We start from the raw sequence: 13,456 nt of genomic DNA on the forward strand, positions 1-13,456 counted from the left end.
GGCGCGGCCGCCCGCGAAACTTGCCCCATGCCCACGTTCTCCTCCCCGTCGCCCTCCTCCTCGCCGTCCGGCCCCCCGCGTCCGTTCGGACGGGCCCTGTGCGCGATGGTCACCCCGTTCACCCCCGACGGCGCCCTGGACCTCGACGGCGCCCAGCGGCTCGCCGCGCACCTGGTGGACGAGGGCTGCGACGGCCTCGTTCTCTCCGGTACCACGGGCGAGTCGCCGACCACCTCGGACGCCGAGAAGGCGGCCCTGGTCCGGGCCGTGTCCGAGGCGGTCGGCGAGAGGGCCGCCCTGGTCGCGGGCGTCGGCACGGCGGACACCCGGCACACCGTCGAACTGGCCCGCGCGGCAGAGAAGTCGGGCGCGGACGGGCTGCTCGTGGTGAGCCCCTACTACAGCCGCCCGCCGCAGGCCGCCGTCGAGGCCCACTTCCGGCGCGTGGCGGACGCGGTCGGGATCCCGCTGATGCTCTACGACATCCCGGTCCGCACCGGCGTCCGGATCGAGCCGGCCACTCTGCTGCGGCTCGCGGAGCACCCGCGGATCGTCGCGGTGAAGGACTGCTCCTTCGACCTGCTGGGCAGCGCGCGGGTCGCCGCGGGTTCCCCGCTGGCGTACTACTCGGGCGCAGAGGAACTGAACCTGCCCCTGTACGCGATCGGCGGTGCGGGCTTCGTCTCCACCGTCGCCAACGTCGTGCCCCGTCTGCTCCGGGGCGTCCTCGACGCCTTCGACGCGGGCGACACGGCGGGCGCGCGGGAGCGGAACGCCGTGCTCCTGCCGCTGGTCGAGCCGATGATGTACGCCGGCCTGCCGGGCACGGTGACCGCGAAGACCCTTCTGGGCGCCCTCGGCCACCCCTCGGGCCCGGTCCGCGAGCCCCTCCTCCCGGCGGATGCCGGCACGACCGCCCGCCTCCTCGCCGCGTACCGCGCCCTGCTGCCCTGACGACCGCTGTGGACCGCCCCTACTCCTGGGTGCTGTTGCTGCCACCCAGGATCGAGGCGTGCTCCAGCACGTCCTCCAGGGGGTCGTCGATCTGCCCGGTCTTCAGCAGCGTGACCGCGAACCCGTTGTGCGACCGGTCGTGCGTCTCGTCCGCCCACGCGACCCCACCGCCCGCCCCGCCCGCGAGCAGCACCCCCAGCACGACGCCCGCCACCACCCGGCCGAGCGCCCTCTTCGTGTTCCCCATCCCGGACCCCTCCTCTTTCCCGTTCGTAGGACCCTGTGCCCACCGGACTATCCGCCCGGACCTTCCCGAGGTCACGATCCGTCACCCGATCCGGCCACAGGCGCGCGCCGTTCCGGTACGCGCCCCCCGCGCGGTCGCCGGGGGCGCGCATCCGCTGGTGAACGTCCGCCGGCCCGGGCGCGTGCGGCAAGGGCCTGATCAGCCGCTGGGAGGACGGGGGTCGAGATGCCGCGCGACGATCGCACGCATCCCGTCGATGTCCGCTCCGTCGCGCAGACCGCGCTTCGGCAGCAGCGCCATTCCGCCCACCGTGTCGTCGATGACCAGGACGAAGAGGTTCGCCGTCTCCATGTAGTGGCGGAACGACGCCCACGGGATCGCGGTCTCCACCAGTGCAGTGGCGGCCTGTATGCCGTCGCCGTCCGCCCGCATGGTGCACTCGCCCTGGGAACGCGCGTACCTGGTCATCTGACGTACCCGGTGCACCTGGTTCACCCACCCGCCCACGAGGCTTCCGAGAACCGGGAACAAGGCTACGGCCACCAGGACGGTGACGCCCTTGGGTGCCGCAAAGGTCAGAAGAAGCACGAGAACGGCCGCCGTGGCCACCCCGGCGATCAAGGGAAGACGCCACCAGTACGCGGAGGAGCCGGAGCGTGCGTGCAACGCCTCGGCAAGGTCGGCCCGGGTCGGCAGGTAGGCCAGTTCGACACCGGCCGGCACCTGTGCCGCCGCCTCCCGTTCCTCGTCGTCCATGGGGCGGGATCCTATCGACCTCCGGCGGACCGCCTCGACCGGACCCGGACTCCGTAGAAGTGGTCCGAGGGCGCGCTGCCCGCCGAGTCCGCACCGGCTCACCCGTGTACGGACCGGTTGACGATCGCTGATCACTCGGACCGCGCCACCCGGGGCCTGCCACCCTGTTGGGGCGATCTCAGACCTGCCGGCCGCCGGGTGAATCCAGGAGGGCGCTCGCACACGAGCGCCCTCCCCGGCCCGTCTCCGGGCGGTGGAAGGGCGCTCCACCTCAACCACCCCCGACCCGCCGCCGGCGGCTCAGCGGCAGGTAGGGGCGTCGGTCGATGCGGCGGCGGCCGCCAAGCGCGGCCGCGCCGTCGTCAGTTGTGGCTGTGCAGGATCTCGTTCAGCCCGCCCCACACCGCGTTGTTCGGCCGGGCCTCCACCGTGCCCGTGACCGAGTTGCGGCGGAAGAGGATGTTGCTCGCGCCGTTCAGCTCGCGGGCCTTGACGACCTGGCCGTCCGGGAGGGTGACGCGGGTGCCGGCCGTGACGTACAGGCCGGCCTCGACGACGCACTCGTCGCCGAGGGCGATGCCCACGCCCGCCTCCGCGCCTACCAGGCAGCGCTCGCCGATCTCGATGCGGACGTTGCCGCCGCCGGAGAGGGTGCCCATGGTGGAGGCGCCGCCGCCGATGTCCGAGCCGTCGCCGACGACGACGCCCGCGGAGATGCGGCCCTCGACCATGGAGGTGCCCAGGGTGCCCGCGTTGAAGTTGACGAAGCCCTCGTGCATGACCGTGGTGCCCTCGGCCAGGTGCGCGCCCAGGCGGACGCGGTCCGCGTCGGCGATGCGGACGCCCTTGGGGGCCACGTAGTCCGTCATGCGGGGGAACTTGTCGACCGAGGTGACCTGGAGGTGCAGGCCCTCGGCGCGCGCGTTGAGGCGGACGGTCTCCAGCTGGTCCACGGCGACCGGGCCGAGGCTGGTCCAGGCGACGTTGGCGAGCAGGCCGAAGAGCCCGTCCAGGTTCTGCCCGTGCGGCTTGACCAGCCGGTGCGAGAGCAGGTGGAGGCGCAGATAGGCGTCGTGCGCGTCGAGGGGCTTGTCGTCCAGGGAGGCGATCACCGTGCGGACGGCGACGACCTCGACGCCCCGGCGGGCGTCCGGGCCGACGGCCTTGGCCGCGCCCGCGCCGAGGAGTTCGGCGGCCCGCTCGGCGGTGAGCCGTTCGGTGCCGGCCGGGCCGGGCTCGGCGGTGAGCGCGGGGGCGGGGTACCAGGTGTCGAGGACGACGCCCTCGGACGTGATCGTGGCGAGACCGGCGGCCACGGCGCCGGTGGTGCGCTGAGCGGTGGTGCTGTCGGGCGAGTCAGTCATGACAGGAAACCTAACGGGCCGGACCGGGCACGGGCGAACCGGTCTCACCTCGCGGTCGTGTCCTCGGGGCCCCTCGCCGGGGAGTGTCCGGCCCGGGGGCTACCTTGTTCGCCGGAGTCCGACCGGGCAGCGCACGGCCCCGTCCTCCGCACGCATCAGGGAAACGCACCAACAGGGGGACCCGACATGACCTACCCGCACCCGCCCCACCCCGGCCCCCCGTACGGCTGGGGAGGCGGCTGGATGCCGCCGCCCGCGCCGGCGAAGCCCGGCGTGATACCGCTGGCGCCGCTCGGCCTCGGTGACATCCTGGGCGGCGCCTTCACCACGATCGGACGCCACTGGAAGCAGCTCCTCGGCTTCGCGGCCCTGGTCTACGGCGCGGCGGCGGTGCTGTTCCTGCTGCTGGTGGTCGCGGCCTTCCTCGTGTTCGCGGACACCTTCGAGGCTCTCGAGGAGCGGACGCGCGCCGGGAGCCGGCCTCCGGCCGATGTCCTCCTCGGCGACATCCTGACCCTCGTCACCGCCTTCGGCGCGGTGTACGTCGTGGGCGCGCTGGCGCTGCTGCTGGCGAACGCCCTGGTGTACGGGAGCTGCCCCGCGGTTCTCCAGGACGCGGTCCTGGGTGTGCCGTCCACGCTGCGTTCGGTGTGGCACCGGGTGCGGCCCAGGGTGTGGGCGGTGCTGGGGTCGCAGCTTCTCGTCGCGCTCGTCGTCGCGGTGCCGGTGGTGCTGATGACGGCGGTGTTCGCCTCCGTCGTCCTGTGGTTCGTCGCCGCGGCCGACAACGACACCTTCGGCTGGGGCTGGCTGTTCCTCGTCGGCCTGCTGGGCGGGCTGGCGACCGGGCCCCTCGCGATCTGGCTGTGGGTGCGCTTCTCCTTCGCGCCCGCCGTCGCCGTGATCGAGGGCCGGGGCGCGGTCGACTCGCTCAGGCGGTCCGCGCAGTTGGTGCGGGGGGCCTGGTGGCGGGTCTTCGGCATCTCGCTGCTGGCCTGGCTGATCGCCATGGTGGCGGCGTACGTCATCCAGCTCCCGTTCCAGATGCTGAGCCTGGTCCCGGGTCCGCTGAGTGCGACCGGGGACTCCTTCGACCGCGGCGCGTTCGCGGTCTTCATGGTCGCGATGATGGTGATCATGATGCTCGCGGCCCTGGTCTCGCAGATCCTGACCGCCGCGTTCCCGCAGCTGGTGCTCGGACTGCTCTACATGGACGCGCGGTTCCGGAAGGAGAACCTGGCGCCGGCGCTCGCCGAGGCAGCGGCGGCGGCAGGGCAGTCCCCGCCGGGAACTCCGGGAACGCCGGGGACTCCAGGGGCCCCGCCGTACGCTCCCGCGCCCTGACGGCGACCACCGCCACGGCGGCCGGGCACCCGGCCGGAACCGAACCCGCCGCCGGAGCCGACACACGAGCATGGGCCAGCGCTTGACACTCCGTGCCGCTGCGGCGACCTTGGTAACCGGGAGGTTACCCGGAAGTAAGGTCGGAGGCGCCGATGGTGCCGCACCGTGGGGGTGAGCGCGTGGACGGTGGCAGCGTGGACGGCGCGGGCAGTACACCGCTCTCCTTCGGCGGTGTCCCGCTCCACAAGCGGCTGGCGGCGGCCCTGCCCGACCTCTCCTCCGCCGTCCTCGACCGGCTCGTCGGCCATGTGCCCGTATACGGCACCCTCCCCTCCGAGCAGCTGCGCAGCGAGGTCCGCCGGGTCATCGAGCAGGGCATCCGCGCCTTCGTCGCGATCCTGCGCACGGGCGAACTCCCCGACGAGGCGCAGCTCCAGGTGCTGCGCCAGTCCGCCGCCAAGCGCGCCGAGGAGGGCATCCAGGCGGCGGCGGTGATCCGGGCGTACCACGTCGGCGCGCAGGAGTGTCTGGAGCGCATGCTGCCGCACGCGACGCCCGCGGACATGGCGGCGGTGCAGCAGGTCGGGTTGCTGGTGCTGCGTTTCGTGGAGCAGATGACCGCGACGGTCGTGGAGGGCTACTTCGCGGAGCGCACGGCGGTGGCGGGCGAGGAGCAGTCGGTGCGGCAGGCCGTGCTGAGCGCCCTGCTGGAGGGCGGGGACGTACGGACCCGGGCACGCCAGTGGGGCTTCGACCTGCCGTCCGGCTATCTGGTGCTCGCCCTCGCCGTCGGCAGCCATCCGGACGAGACGGCCGACGGGGTGAGCCCGGTGATCGCCGCCAAGCGGAAGCTGCGCCGGCTGCGGGTCGAGCTGGAACGGCACGGGGACGGGACCGTGCTCTCCTCGCTGGACAGCGGCGGCGGCATCGCCCTGGTCCCGCACCGCGGCGCGCGGCCCGGCGAGCCGGCTCACGCGGACTGGGAGCGGCTTTCGGCGGCGGTCTCGCACATGAGCCGGGTCGCCGGGGTGGAGATCGTGGCGGGGGCCGCCGCGGCCGCCCCGGAGGATGTGCCGGGGGCCGCGCGGCTGGCCCAGGACATCCGCCGGGTGGCGATCGCCTCCGGCCGGGGCCCGGGTGTCCACCGGCTCTCCGACGTCCTCCTGGAGTACCAGCTCATGCAGCCGGGCCCGGCCCGCGACGCCCTCGCCGACCTGATGGGCCCGCTCGCGGACCGGCCCGAACTCCTCGCCACCCTGCGGACGTTCCTCCAGTGCGGGCTGAGCCGCCAGCTCACGGCGGAGCGCCTGCGCGTCCACCCGAACACGGTCGACTACCGCCTCCGCCGCGCGGCCGACGCCACCGGCCTGGACGCCACCTCCGGTACCGACGTCGTCCGCGTCCGCGCGGCCCTCAGCGCCTACGACGCACGCGCCGCCTCCGTGGCGCCCGGCCTGCTCCCGCACCAGGACAGGGCTCGGCACCAAGGCCGCGATCGGGACCAGAACCGGGCCGCGGTCCAGGGCCGGGCCGCGGCCCGGCCCACGAGGGCCCCGGCACAGGACCGCCGCACGGCCTGACCGCGTCGGCGCGGCCCCGGGGCAGGCGCCCCGCGCCCGACAGCACTCAGTCCAGCAGCGTCCGCTTCGGCCTCAGCACGCAGAACTCGTTCCCCTCCGGGTCCGCCAGGACCACCCAGGTCGCCTCCTCGCCCTGGCCCACGTCCACCCGGCGGGCTCCCAGGGCGAGGATGCGGGCGACCTCGGCGTCGCGGTCGTCGGGGGTCAGGTCGAGGTGGATGCGGTTCTTGATCTCCTTGGTCTCCGGGACGGGGAGGAAGACCATGCCCGGCAGGGCGTCCGGGGCCGCGCCGATGACGACTTCCTCCGGGCCCTCGAAGAGGACGCGCCAGTCCAGGACGTCGCACCAGAAGCGGGCGAGCCGGGCGGGGTCGTGACAGTCGACGGAGATCTGGTACAGCGAAACGGCCATGGCCGCCAGTCTGCACTGGAGGCCATGGCCGTCACCGGGCGACCCGCGTCCTCACGCGCGTCGCCGAAGATCGCTCAGACGCCGAAGATCGTTCAGACGTTGAAGACCGCTCAGACGTTGAAGCCCAGCGCGCGCAGCTGCTCGCGCCCGTCGTCCGTGATCTTGTCCGGGCCCCACGGCGGCATCCAGACCCAGTTGATCTTCAGCTCGTTGACGATGCCGTCGGTCGCGGCCTTCGCCTGGTCCTCGATCACGTCGGTCAGCGGACAGGCCGCCGACGTCAGTGTCATGTCCAGAGTCGCGACGTTGGACTCGTCGATGTGGATGCCGTAGATCAGCCCGAGGTTGACGACGTCGATGCCCAGCTCGGGGTCGACGACGTCGTACAGCGCCTCGCGGACCTCCTCCTCGGAGGCGGGCTTGGTCGTCACGGTCTCGTTCTCGCTCATGCCGTCTTCCTCTCGGCGTCGGCGGCGTCGGCGGCACCGGAAGAACCGGCGGCACCGGCCGCGCCGGCGGAGTCGCCCAGCGCCTGGGCGGTCGCGTCCTTCCACGCCATCCAGCTCAGCAGCGCGCACTTCACCCGCGCGGGGTACTTGGAGACGCCGGCGAACGCGACCGCGTCCTCCAGCACCTCCTCCATCGCGTCGTCGGGCTCGATCTGGCCCTTGGACTGCATCAGCTCCAGGAAGGTGCCCTGGATCCTCTGCGCCTCGGCCAGCTCCTTGCCGACCAGCAGCTCGTTCAGGACGGACGCGCTGGCCTGGCTGATGGAACAGCCCTGGCCCTCGTACGACACGTCCGCGATGCGCGAGCCCTCGTACTTCACGCGGAGCGTGATCTCGTCGCCGCACGTCGGGTTGACGTGGTGCACCTCGGCGTCACCGTCCCGCAAGCCCCGACCGTGCGGGTGCTTGTAGTGGTCCAGGATGACGTCCTGGTACATCGAATCCAGCTTCACGCGTCGTCAGCCCCTCATCCGAAGAAGTTACGGACGTGCTCCAGGCCGTCGACGAGGGCGTCGACCTCCGCCGGCGTGGAGTACAGATAGAACGACGCCCGCGTGGTCGCAGGAATTCCGTACCGCAGGCAGACCGGCCGCGCGCAGTGGTGGCCGACGCGCACCGCGATGCCCTGCTCGTCGAGGACCTGGCCCACGTCGTGCGGGTGGATGTCGCCGAGCGTGAAGGAGATCGCCGCGCCGCGGTCCTCGGCCGTGGTGGGGCCGATGATGCGCAGGTCGGGGACCTCCAGCAGGCGCCGCACCGCGTACTCGGTGATGGCGTGCTCGTGCCGGGCGATGTTCTCCATGCCGATCGAGGACAGGTAGTCCACGGCCGCGCCGAGGCCGACGGCCTGCGCGATCGGGGGCGTGCCCGCCTCGAACTTGTGCGGCGCGGGGGCGTAGGTGGAGGAGTGCATCGAGACGGTCTCGATCATCTCGCCGCCGCCGAGGAACGGAGGCAGGTCCTCCAGGAGTTCCTGCCGGCCCCACAGCACGCCGATGCCGGTCGGGCCGCACATCTTGTGGCCGGTGAAGGCCACGAAGTCGGCCTGGAGGGCCTGCACGTCCAGCACCATGTGCGGGGCGGCCTGCGAGGCGTCGATCAGCACCAGCGCGCCGACGTCCTGGGCGCGGCGGACGATCGCCTCGACCGGGTTGACGGTGCCCATGATGTTGGAGACCAGCGTGAAGGAGACGATCTTCGTCTTCTCCGTGATGGTCTCCTCGATGCCGGACAGGTCGAGGCGGCCGTCGTCGGTGAGGCCGAACCACTTCAGCTTCGCGCCGGTGCGCTGCGCGAGCAGCTGCCACGGCACGATGTTGGAGTGGTGCTCCATCTCCGTGATGACGATCTCGGTCTCGCGGTCCACCCGGTAGGGCTCCTCGGCCCAGCCGAGCATGTTGGCCACGAGGTTCAGCGACTCGGAGGCGTTCTTGGTGAAGATCACCTCGTCGCGGCTGGGCGCGTTGACGAAAGCGGCGACCTTGTCGCGGGCGCCCTCGTACAGCGCGGTGGCCTCCTCGGCGAGGACGTGCACGCCGCGGTGGACGTTGGCGTTGTGCCGCTCGTAGTAGGCGCTGAGCGCGTCGAGGACCTGGCGCGGCTTCTGCGAGGTCGCCGCGTTGTCCAGGTAGACGAGCTTCTTGCCGTCGTGGAGCATCCGGTCCAGGACCGGGAAGTCCTTGCGGATCGCCTCGGTGTCCAGGAGGCCGGTGAGCCCCTGATGGGCGTCAGTCACGCGGTGACTCCTCCCTTGGTGTACGCCTCGTAGCCCTCGGCCTCCAGCTTGTCGGCGAGCTCGGGGCCGCCCGACTCGACGATCTTGCCGCCGGCGAAGACGTGGACGTGGTCCGGCTTGATGTAGCGCAGGATGCGCGTGTAGTGGGTGATCAGCAGGGTGCCGACCTCGCCGCTCTCGCGGACGCGGTTGACGCCCTCGGAGACGATGCGCAGGGCGTCGACGTCCAGACCGGAGTCGGTCTCGTCGAGGACCGCGATCTTCGGCTTGAGCAGTTCGAGCTGGAGGATCTCGTGGCGCTTCTTCTCACCGCCGGAGAAGCCCTCGTTGACGTTCCGCTCGGCGAAGGAGGGGTCCATGTTGAGGCGCTGCATGGCCTCCTTGACCTCCTTCACCCAGGTGCGCAGCTTGGGGGCCTCGCCGCGGATCGCGGTGGCGGAGGTGCGCAGGAAGTTGGAGACCGAGACGCCGGGGACCTCGACCGGGTACTGCATGGCGAGGAAGAGACCGGCGCGGGCGCGCTCGTCGACGGACATCTCCAGGACGTCCTCGCCGTCGAGGGTGACGGTGCCGCCCGTGATCGTGTACTTGGGGTGGCCCGCGAGGGAGTACGCGAGGGTCGACTTGCCGGAGCCGTTGGGGCCCATGATGGCGTGGGTCTCGCCCTGCTTCACGGTCAGGTCGACGCCCTTGAGGATCTCCCGGGAAGCGTTGTCGGCTTCGACGGAGACGTGCAGGTCGCGGATTTCAAGCGTTGCCATGGGTGACTCAGGACTCCTGGGTGACGGAGACGAGCACATCGTCCCCTTCGATCTTTACGGGGTATACGGGGACGGGGCGCGTCGCGGGAAGGCCGGACGGCTTGCCGGTGCGCAGGTCGAAGGCCGAGCCGTGCAGCCAGCACTCGATGGCGCAGTCGTCGACCTCGCCCTCGGAGAGGGACACGTTCGCGTGCGAGCAGATGTCGTTGATGGCGAACACCTCCCCCTCGGTGCGGACCACGGACACCGGCGTGCCGTCGAGTTCCACCCGCTTGGGGGTGTCCTCCTCCAGCTCGCTCAGCGCACAGGCTTTGACGAAGGCCATCAGACCGACGCCTCCAGCTCGGCCTCGATCTTGGCGATGAGGCGCTCCTCCACGTCGGGCAGACCGATCTGCTGGACCAGCTCGGCGAAGAAGCCGCGGACGACGAGGCGGCGGGCCTCGGCCTCCGGGATGCCGCGGGCCATCAGGTAGAAGAGCTGCTCGTCGTCGAAGCGGCCGGTGGCGGAGGCGTGGCCGGCGCCGGCGATCTCGCCGGTCTCGATCTCCAGGTTGGGCACCGAGTCGACCCGCGCGCCGTCCGTGAGGACGAGGTTGCGGTTCATCTCGTAGGTGTCGGTGCCCTCGGCGGCGACCCGGATCAGGACGTCGCCGATCCACACGGCGTGGGCGTCGTCGCCCTGGAGGGCGCCCTTGTAGACCACGTTGGACTTGCAGTGCGGGGTGTTGTGGTCGACGAGGAGGCGGTGCTCCTGGTGCTGGGCCCGGTCGGTGAAGTACAGCCCGAACAGCTCGGCCTCGCCGCCGGTGCCCGCGTAGGCGACCCGCGGGTGGAGGCGGACGACGTCGCCGCCGAAGGTGACGACGACCGACTTGAAGGAGGCGTCCCGGCCGACGAGGGCGTTGTGCTGGCCGACGTGCACGGCCTTGTCGTCCCAGTCCTGGACGGAGACGACGGTGAGCTTGGCGCCGTCGCCGAGGACGTAGTCCACGTTGGCGGCGAGGACGGCGTCACCGGTGTGGTCGATGACGACGACCGCCTCGGCGAAGGCGCCGAGTTCGATCACCTGGTGCCCGAAGGCGGTGCCGCCCTCGCCGTGGACCGTGATGCGGACCGGCTCGGTGAGCACGGTCTCCTTGGGCACGGTGACCACGGACGCCTGCTCGAAGGCGGAGAACGCCTGGGCGGCCACCCGGTCGACGGGGGTGCCGGCCGTGCGCAGCCGCGGGTCCTCGCGGCCGACGGTCTCGACGCTGACGCCCTCGGGCGCCTCGATCGCGATCTTGACGCCCGAACCGGTGGCGACGGCGGTGCCGTCGTGCAGCCCGCGCAGCCGCTCCAGCGGAGTGAAGCGCCACTCCTCCTCGCGGCCGTGCGGGACCGGGAAGTCCGCCACGTCGAAGGACGGGGGCGCACTCATACGGGTGGCGACGGTCGACTCTGCGGCGACCGCGATCGAACCGGCGGTGGTGGAGCCCACCGGGACATTCTGAGCCTCAGCCATGGCTGTCGTCTTGCTCTCTTCCTGCGTGAACTGCGTGAGAAGTGCGGGTGGCGGGGGACGGCCGGCGTCAGCCGACCGAACCCTCCATCTGCAGCTCGATCAGCCGGTTGAGCTCCAGGGCGTACTCCATGGGGAGCTCCTTGGCGATCGGCTCGACGAAGCCGCGCACGATCATCGCCATCGCCTCGTCCTCGGAGAGGCCGCGGCTCATCAGGTAGAAGAGCTGGTCCTCGGAGACCTTGGAGACGGTGGCCTCGTGGCCCATGGAGACGTCGTCCTCGCGGACGTCGACGTAGGGGTAGGTGTCGGACCGGGAGATGGTGTCCACGAGCAGCGCGTCGCACAGCACGTTGGACTTGGCGCCGGGGGCGCCCTCGCCGATCTCGATCAGACCGCGGTAGGAGGTCCGGCCGCCGCCGCGCGCCACCGACTTGGAGACGATGTTCGACGAGGTGTTGGGGGCCATGTGGACCATCTTGGCGCCGGCGTCCTGGTGCTGGCCCTCGCCCGCGAAGGCGATGGACAGGGTCTCGCCCTTGGCGTGCTCGCCCATGAGGTAGACGGCCGGGTACTTCATCGTCACCTTGGAGCCGATGTTGCCGTCGACCCACTCCATGGTGGCGCCCTCGTAGGCGACCGCGCGCTTGGTGACCAGGTTGTAGACGTTGTTCGACCAGTTCTGGATGGTCGTGTAGCGGCAGCGGCCGCCCTTCTTGACGATGATCTCGACCACGGCGCTGTGCAGCGAGTCCGAGGAGTAGATCGGGGCGGTGCAGCCCTCGACGTAGTGGACGTAGGCGTCCTCGTCGACGATGATCAGCGTCCGCTCGAACTGGCCCATGTTCTCCGTGTTGATGCGGAAGTAGGCCTGGAGCGGGATGTCCACGTGGACGCCCTTGGGCACGTAGATGAACGAGCCGCCGGACCACACGGCGGTGTTCAGGGAGGCGAACTTGTTGTCGCCGACCGGGATGACCGTGCCGAAGTACTCCTGGAAGAGCTCCGGGTGCTCCTTCAGCGCGGTGTCGGTGTCGAGGAAGATGACGCCCTGCGCCTCCAGGTCCTCGCGGATCTGGTGGTAGACGACCTCGGACTCGTACTGGGCGGCGACACCGGCGACGAGGCGCTGCTTCTCCGCCTCGGGGATGCCGAGCTTGTCGTAGGTGTTCTTGATGTCCTCGGGCAGGTCCTCCCAGGAGGCGGCCTGCGCCTCGGTGGAGCGCACGAAGTACTTGATGTTGTCGAAGTCGATGCCGGAGAGGTCGGAGCCCCAGCTCGGCATGGGCTTCTTGTCGAACAGGCGCAGACCCTTGAGCCGCAGCTTCAGCATCCACTCCGGTTCGTTCTTCTTCGCGGAGATGTCGCGGACGACGTCCTCGGAGAGGCCGCGCTTGGCCGCGGCGCCGGCCGCGTCGGAGTCGGCCCAGCCGAATTCGTACTTACCCAGGCCCTCGAGTTCGGGGTGGGCAGTCTCCGTGGGGAGAGTCATGCGGGGTTCCTCCCGGCCTTGCTGGCGGATGCTGGTGGTGTGGTGGTCTGTGCGGCGCCGCCGCCCGGGGGCGAGCTGCGCGGGATGAAGGTGGTGCACACCCCGTCGCCGTGCGCGATGGTGGCGAGGCGCTGGACGTGTGTCCCGAGGAGTCTCGAGAAGAACTCGGTCTCCGCCTCGCAGAGCTGTGGGTACTTCTCCGCCGCGTGGGCGACCGGGCAGTGATGCTGGCAGAGCTGCTCACCGACGGGCGCGGTCCGGGCCGTAGCAGCGTACCCGTCGGCGCTCAGGGCCTTGGCGAGGGCGTCGGCCCGGTCCTCGGGCGCGGCGGCCTCGACGGCGGCGCGGTAGCGCTCGCCCTGCCCCTCCATCCGGTCCCGGGCGAAGGCCGCGACGGCCGCCTCACCGCCGGCGTTCTCCTCGATCCAGCGGAGTGCGTCCACGGCCAGTGCGTCGTACGACTGGTCGAAGGCGTCCCGGCCGCAGTCGGTGAGGGCGAACACCTTGGCGGGGCGGCCCCGGGTGCGGGCGCCGTAGACCCGCTGCTCACGGGCCTCCACGACGTTCTCGGAGACGAGGGAGTCCAGGTGGCGCCGGACGGCGGCCTGGGTGAGACCGAGACGGCCGGCGAGGTCGGCGACGGTGGACGGGCCGTGGTCCAGGATGGAGCGCGCGACGCGGTTGCGGGTCGGGTGATCCGACCGCATCCCCGCCGCGAGTTCCGCCTGAAGGGGCTCGCCGACGTTTTTCACAACGCCATTGTTGCGTAATTCCTCGGGGACTGACAAGCCGCGAAGCG

Annotated in this window: 15 protein-coding genes; 3 read left to right on the plus strand and 12 right to left on the minus strand. The window is 71.5% G+C overall.

What is annotated here, in order from left to right; all coding sequences use genetic code 11:
- Positions 1-27: 27 nt before the first annotated feature.
- Positions 28-954 (plus strand): 4-hydroxy-tetrahydrodipicolinate synthase, encoded by a 927-nt coding sequence (dapA, locus tag C593_RS0117515; protein WP_018848605.1) that lies wholly within the window; start codon positions 28-30, stop codon positions 952-954.
- 19 nt (positions 955-973) lie between these two features.
- On the opposite strand, the gene C593_RS0117520 is transcribed toward dapA, so the two are convergent.
- From C593_RS0117520 to dapD, 3 genes are all read right to left on the minus strand, one after another.
- Positions 974-1,201 carry a hypothetical protein gene (locus C593_RS0117520; RefSeq protein ID WP_018848606.1) on the minus strand — a complete coding sequence of 76 codons (228 nt, stop codon included), beginning with the start codon at positions 1,199-1,201 and terminating at the stop codon, positions 974-976.
- Positions 1,202-1,399: 198 nt separating this feature from the next.
- Positions 1,400-1,957, minus strand: a complete 558-nt coding sequence (locus tag C593_RS0117525) for a YcxB family protein (RefSeq protein ID WP_018848607.1) — start codon at positions 1,955-1,957, stop codon at positions 1,400-1,402.
- 362 nt (positions 1,958-2,319) lie between these two features.
- On the minus strand, positions 2,320-3,321 hold the full coding sequence (dapD, locus tag C593_RS0117530; RefSeq protein ID WP_018848608.1) for a 2,3,4,5-tetrahydropyridine-2,6-dicarboxylate N-succinyltransferase: 1,002 nt from the start codon (positions 3,319-3,321) through the stop codon (positions 2,320-2,322).
- Between the two features lie 186 nt (positions 3,322-3,507).
- On the opposite strand from dapD, the gene C593_RS32570 reads away from it, so the two are divergent.
- Positions 3,508-4,665 carry a DUF7847 domain-containing protein gene (locus tag C593_RS32570; RefSeq protein ID WP_018848609.1) on the plus strand — a complete coding sequence of 386 codons (1,158 nt, stop codon included), beginning with the start codon at positions 3,508-3,510 and terminating at the stop codon, positions 4,663-4,665.
- 179 nt (positions 4,666-4,844) lie between these two features.
- Complete coding sequence (locus C593_RS0117540) at positions 4,845-6,245, plus strand: PucR family transcriptional regulator (RefSeq protein WP_486591147.1); 1,401 nt, start codon at positions 4,845-4,847, stop codon at positions 6,243-6,245.
- A gap of 46 nt (positions 6,246-6,291) precedes the next feature.
- Here the strand turns inward: C593_RS0117540 and C593_RS0117545 are convergent, their stop codons facing one another.
- The 9 genes from C593_RS0117545 to C593_RS0117585 all read right to left on the minus strand — a co-directional run bounded on the left by C593_RS0117545 (position 6,292) and on the right by C593_RS0117585 (position 13,409).
- Positions 6,292-6,657 carry a VOC family protein gene (locus C593_RS0117545; protein WP_018848611.1) on the minus strand — a complete coding sequence of 122 codons (366 nt, stop codon included), beginning with the start codon at positions 6,655-6,657 and terminating at the stop codon, positions 6,292-6,294.
- 110 nt (positions 6,658-6,767) lie between these two features.
- On the minus strand, positions 6,768-7,106 hold the full coding sequence (locus C593_RS0117550; RefSeq protein ID WP_018848612.1) for a metal-sulfur cluster assembly factor: 339 nt from the start codon (positions 7,104-7,106) through the stop codon (positions 6,768-6,770).
- Complete coding sequence (sufU, locus tag C593_RS0117555; protein ID WP_026277794.1) at positions 7,103-7,618, minus strand: Fe-S cluster assembly sulfur transfer protein SufU; 516 nt, start codon at positions 7,616-7,618, stop codon at positions 7,103-7,105. The genes C593_RS0117550 and sufU overlap by 4 nt, the downstream gene beginning before the upstream one ends.
- A 14-nt stretch (positions 7,619-7,632) precedes the next feature.
- The gene (locus C593_RS0117560) at positions 7,633-8,901 is read right to left on the minus strand and encodes a cysteine desulfurase (protein ID WP_018848614.1); all 1,269 of its coding nucleotides are present in this window, start codon (positions 8,899-8,901) and stop codon (positions 7,633-7,635) included.
- On the minus strand, positions 8,898-9,662 hold the full coding sequence (gene sufC, locus C593_RS0117565) for a Fe-S cluster assembly ATPase SufC (RefSeq protein ID WP_018848615.1): 765 nt from the start codon (positions 9,660-9,662) through the stop codon (positions 8,898-8,900). The genes C593_RS0117560 and sufC overlap by 4 nt, the downstream gene beginning before the upstream one ends.
- A gap of 7 nt (positions 9,663-9,669) precedes the next feature.
- A complete protein-coding gene (locus C593_RS0117570; protein ID WP_018848616.1) occupies positions 9,670-9,987 on the minus strand; it encodes a non-heme iron oxygenase ferredoxin subunit in 318 nt (105 codons plus the stop codon).
- On the minus strand, positions 9,987-11,168 hold the full coding sequence (sufD, locus tag C593_RS0117575; RefSeq protein ID WP_018848617.1) for a Fe-S cluster assembly protein SufD: 1,182 nt from the start codon (positions 11,166-11,168) through the stop codon (positions 9,987-9,989). The genes C593_RS0117570 and sufD overlap by 1 nt, the downstream gene beginning before the upstream one ends.
- Before the next feature lie 67 nt (positions 11,169-11,235).
- Positions 11,236-12,657, minus strand: coding sequence for a Fe-S cluster assembly protein SufB (sufB, locus tag C593_RS0117580; protein WP_018848618.1), 1,422 nt, complete (start codon positions 12,655-12,657; stop codon positions 11,236-11,238).
- A complete protein-coding gene (locus tag C593_RS0117585; protein WP_018848619.1) occupies positions 12,654-13,409 on the minus strand; it encodes a helix-turn-helix transcriptional regulator in 756 nt (251 codons plus the stop codon). The genes sufB and C593_RS0117585 overlap by 4 nt, the downstream gene beginning before the upstream one ends.
- Between the last annotated feature and the right edge of the window lie 47 nt (positions 13,410-13,456).

This window comes from Streptomyces sp. CNT372 (assembly GCF_000377145.1).

Bases quoted from the DNA above. Each gene is read 5' to 3' on its own strand.
- dapA (WP_018848605.1), top strand. From the start codon at position 28: ATGCCCACGTTCTCCTCCCCGTCGCCCTCCTCCTCGCCGTCCGGCCCC.
- C593_RS0117525 (WP_018848607.1), bottom strand. From the start codon at position 1,957: ATGGACGACGAGGAACGGGAGGCGGCGGCACAGGTGCCGGCCGGTGTC.
- C593_RS0117545 (WP_018848611.1), bottom strand. From the start codon at position 6,657: ATGGCCGTTTCGCTGTACCAGATCTCCGTCGACTGTCACGACCCCGCC.
- C593_RS0117550 (WP_018848612.1), bottom strand. From the start codon at position 7,106: ATGAGCGAGAACGAGACCGTGACGACCAAGCCCGCCTCCGAGGAGGAG.
- C593_RS0117570 (WP_018848616.1), bottom strand. From the start codon at position 9,987: ATGGCCTTCGTCAAAGCCTGTGCGCTGAGCGAGCTGGAGGAGGACACC.
- sufD (WP_018848617.1), bottom strand. From the start codon at position 11,168: ATGGCTGAGGCTCAGAATGTCCCGGTGGGCTCCACCACCGCCGGTTCG.
- sufC (WP_018848615.1), bottom strand. From the start codon at position 9,662: ATGGCAACGCTTGAAATCCGCGACCTGCACGTCTCCGTCGAAGCCGAC.
- sufB (WP_018848618.1), bottom strand. From the start codon at position 12,657: ATGACTCTCCCCACGGAGACTGCCCACCCCGAACTCGAGGGCCTGGGT.
- dapD (WP_018848608.1), bottom strand. From the start codon at position 3,321: ATGACTGACTCGCCCGACAGCACCACCGCTCAGCGCACCACCGGCGCC.
- C593_RS32570 (WP_018848609.1), top strand. From the start codon at position 3,508: ATGACCTACCCGCACCCGCCCCACCCCGGCCCCCCGTACGGCTGGGGA.
- C593_RS0117520 (WP_018848606.1), bottom strand. From the start codon at position 1,201: ATGGGGAACACGAAGAGGGCGCTCGGCCGGGTGGTGGCGGGCGTCGTG.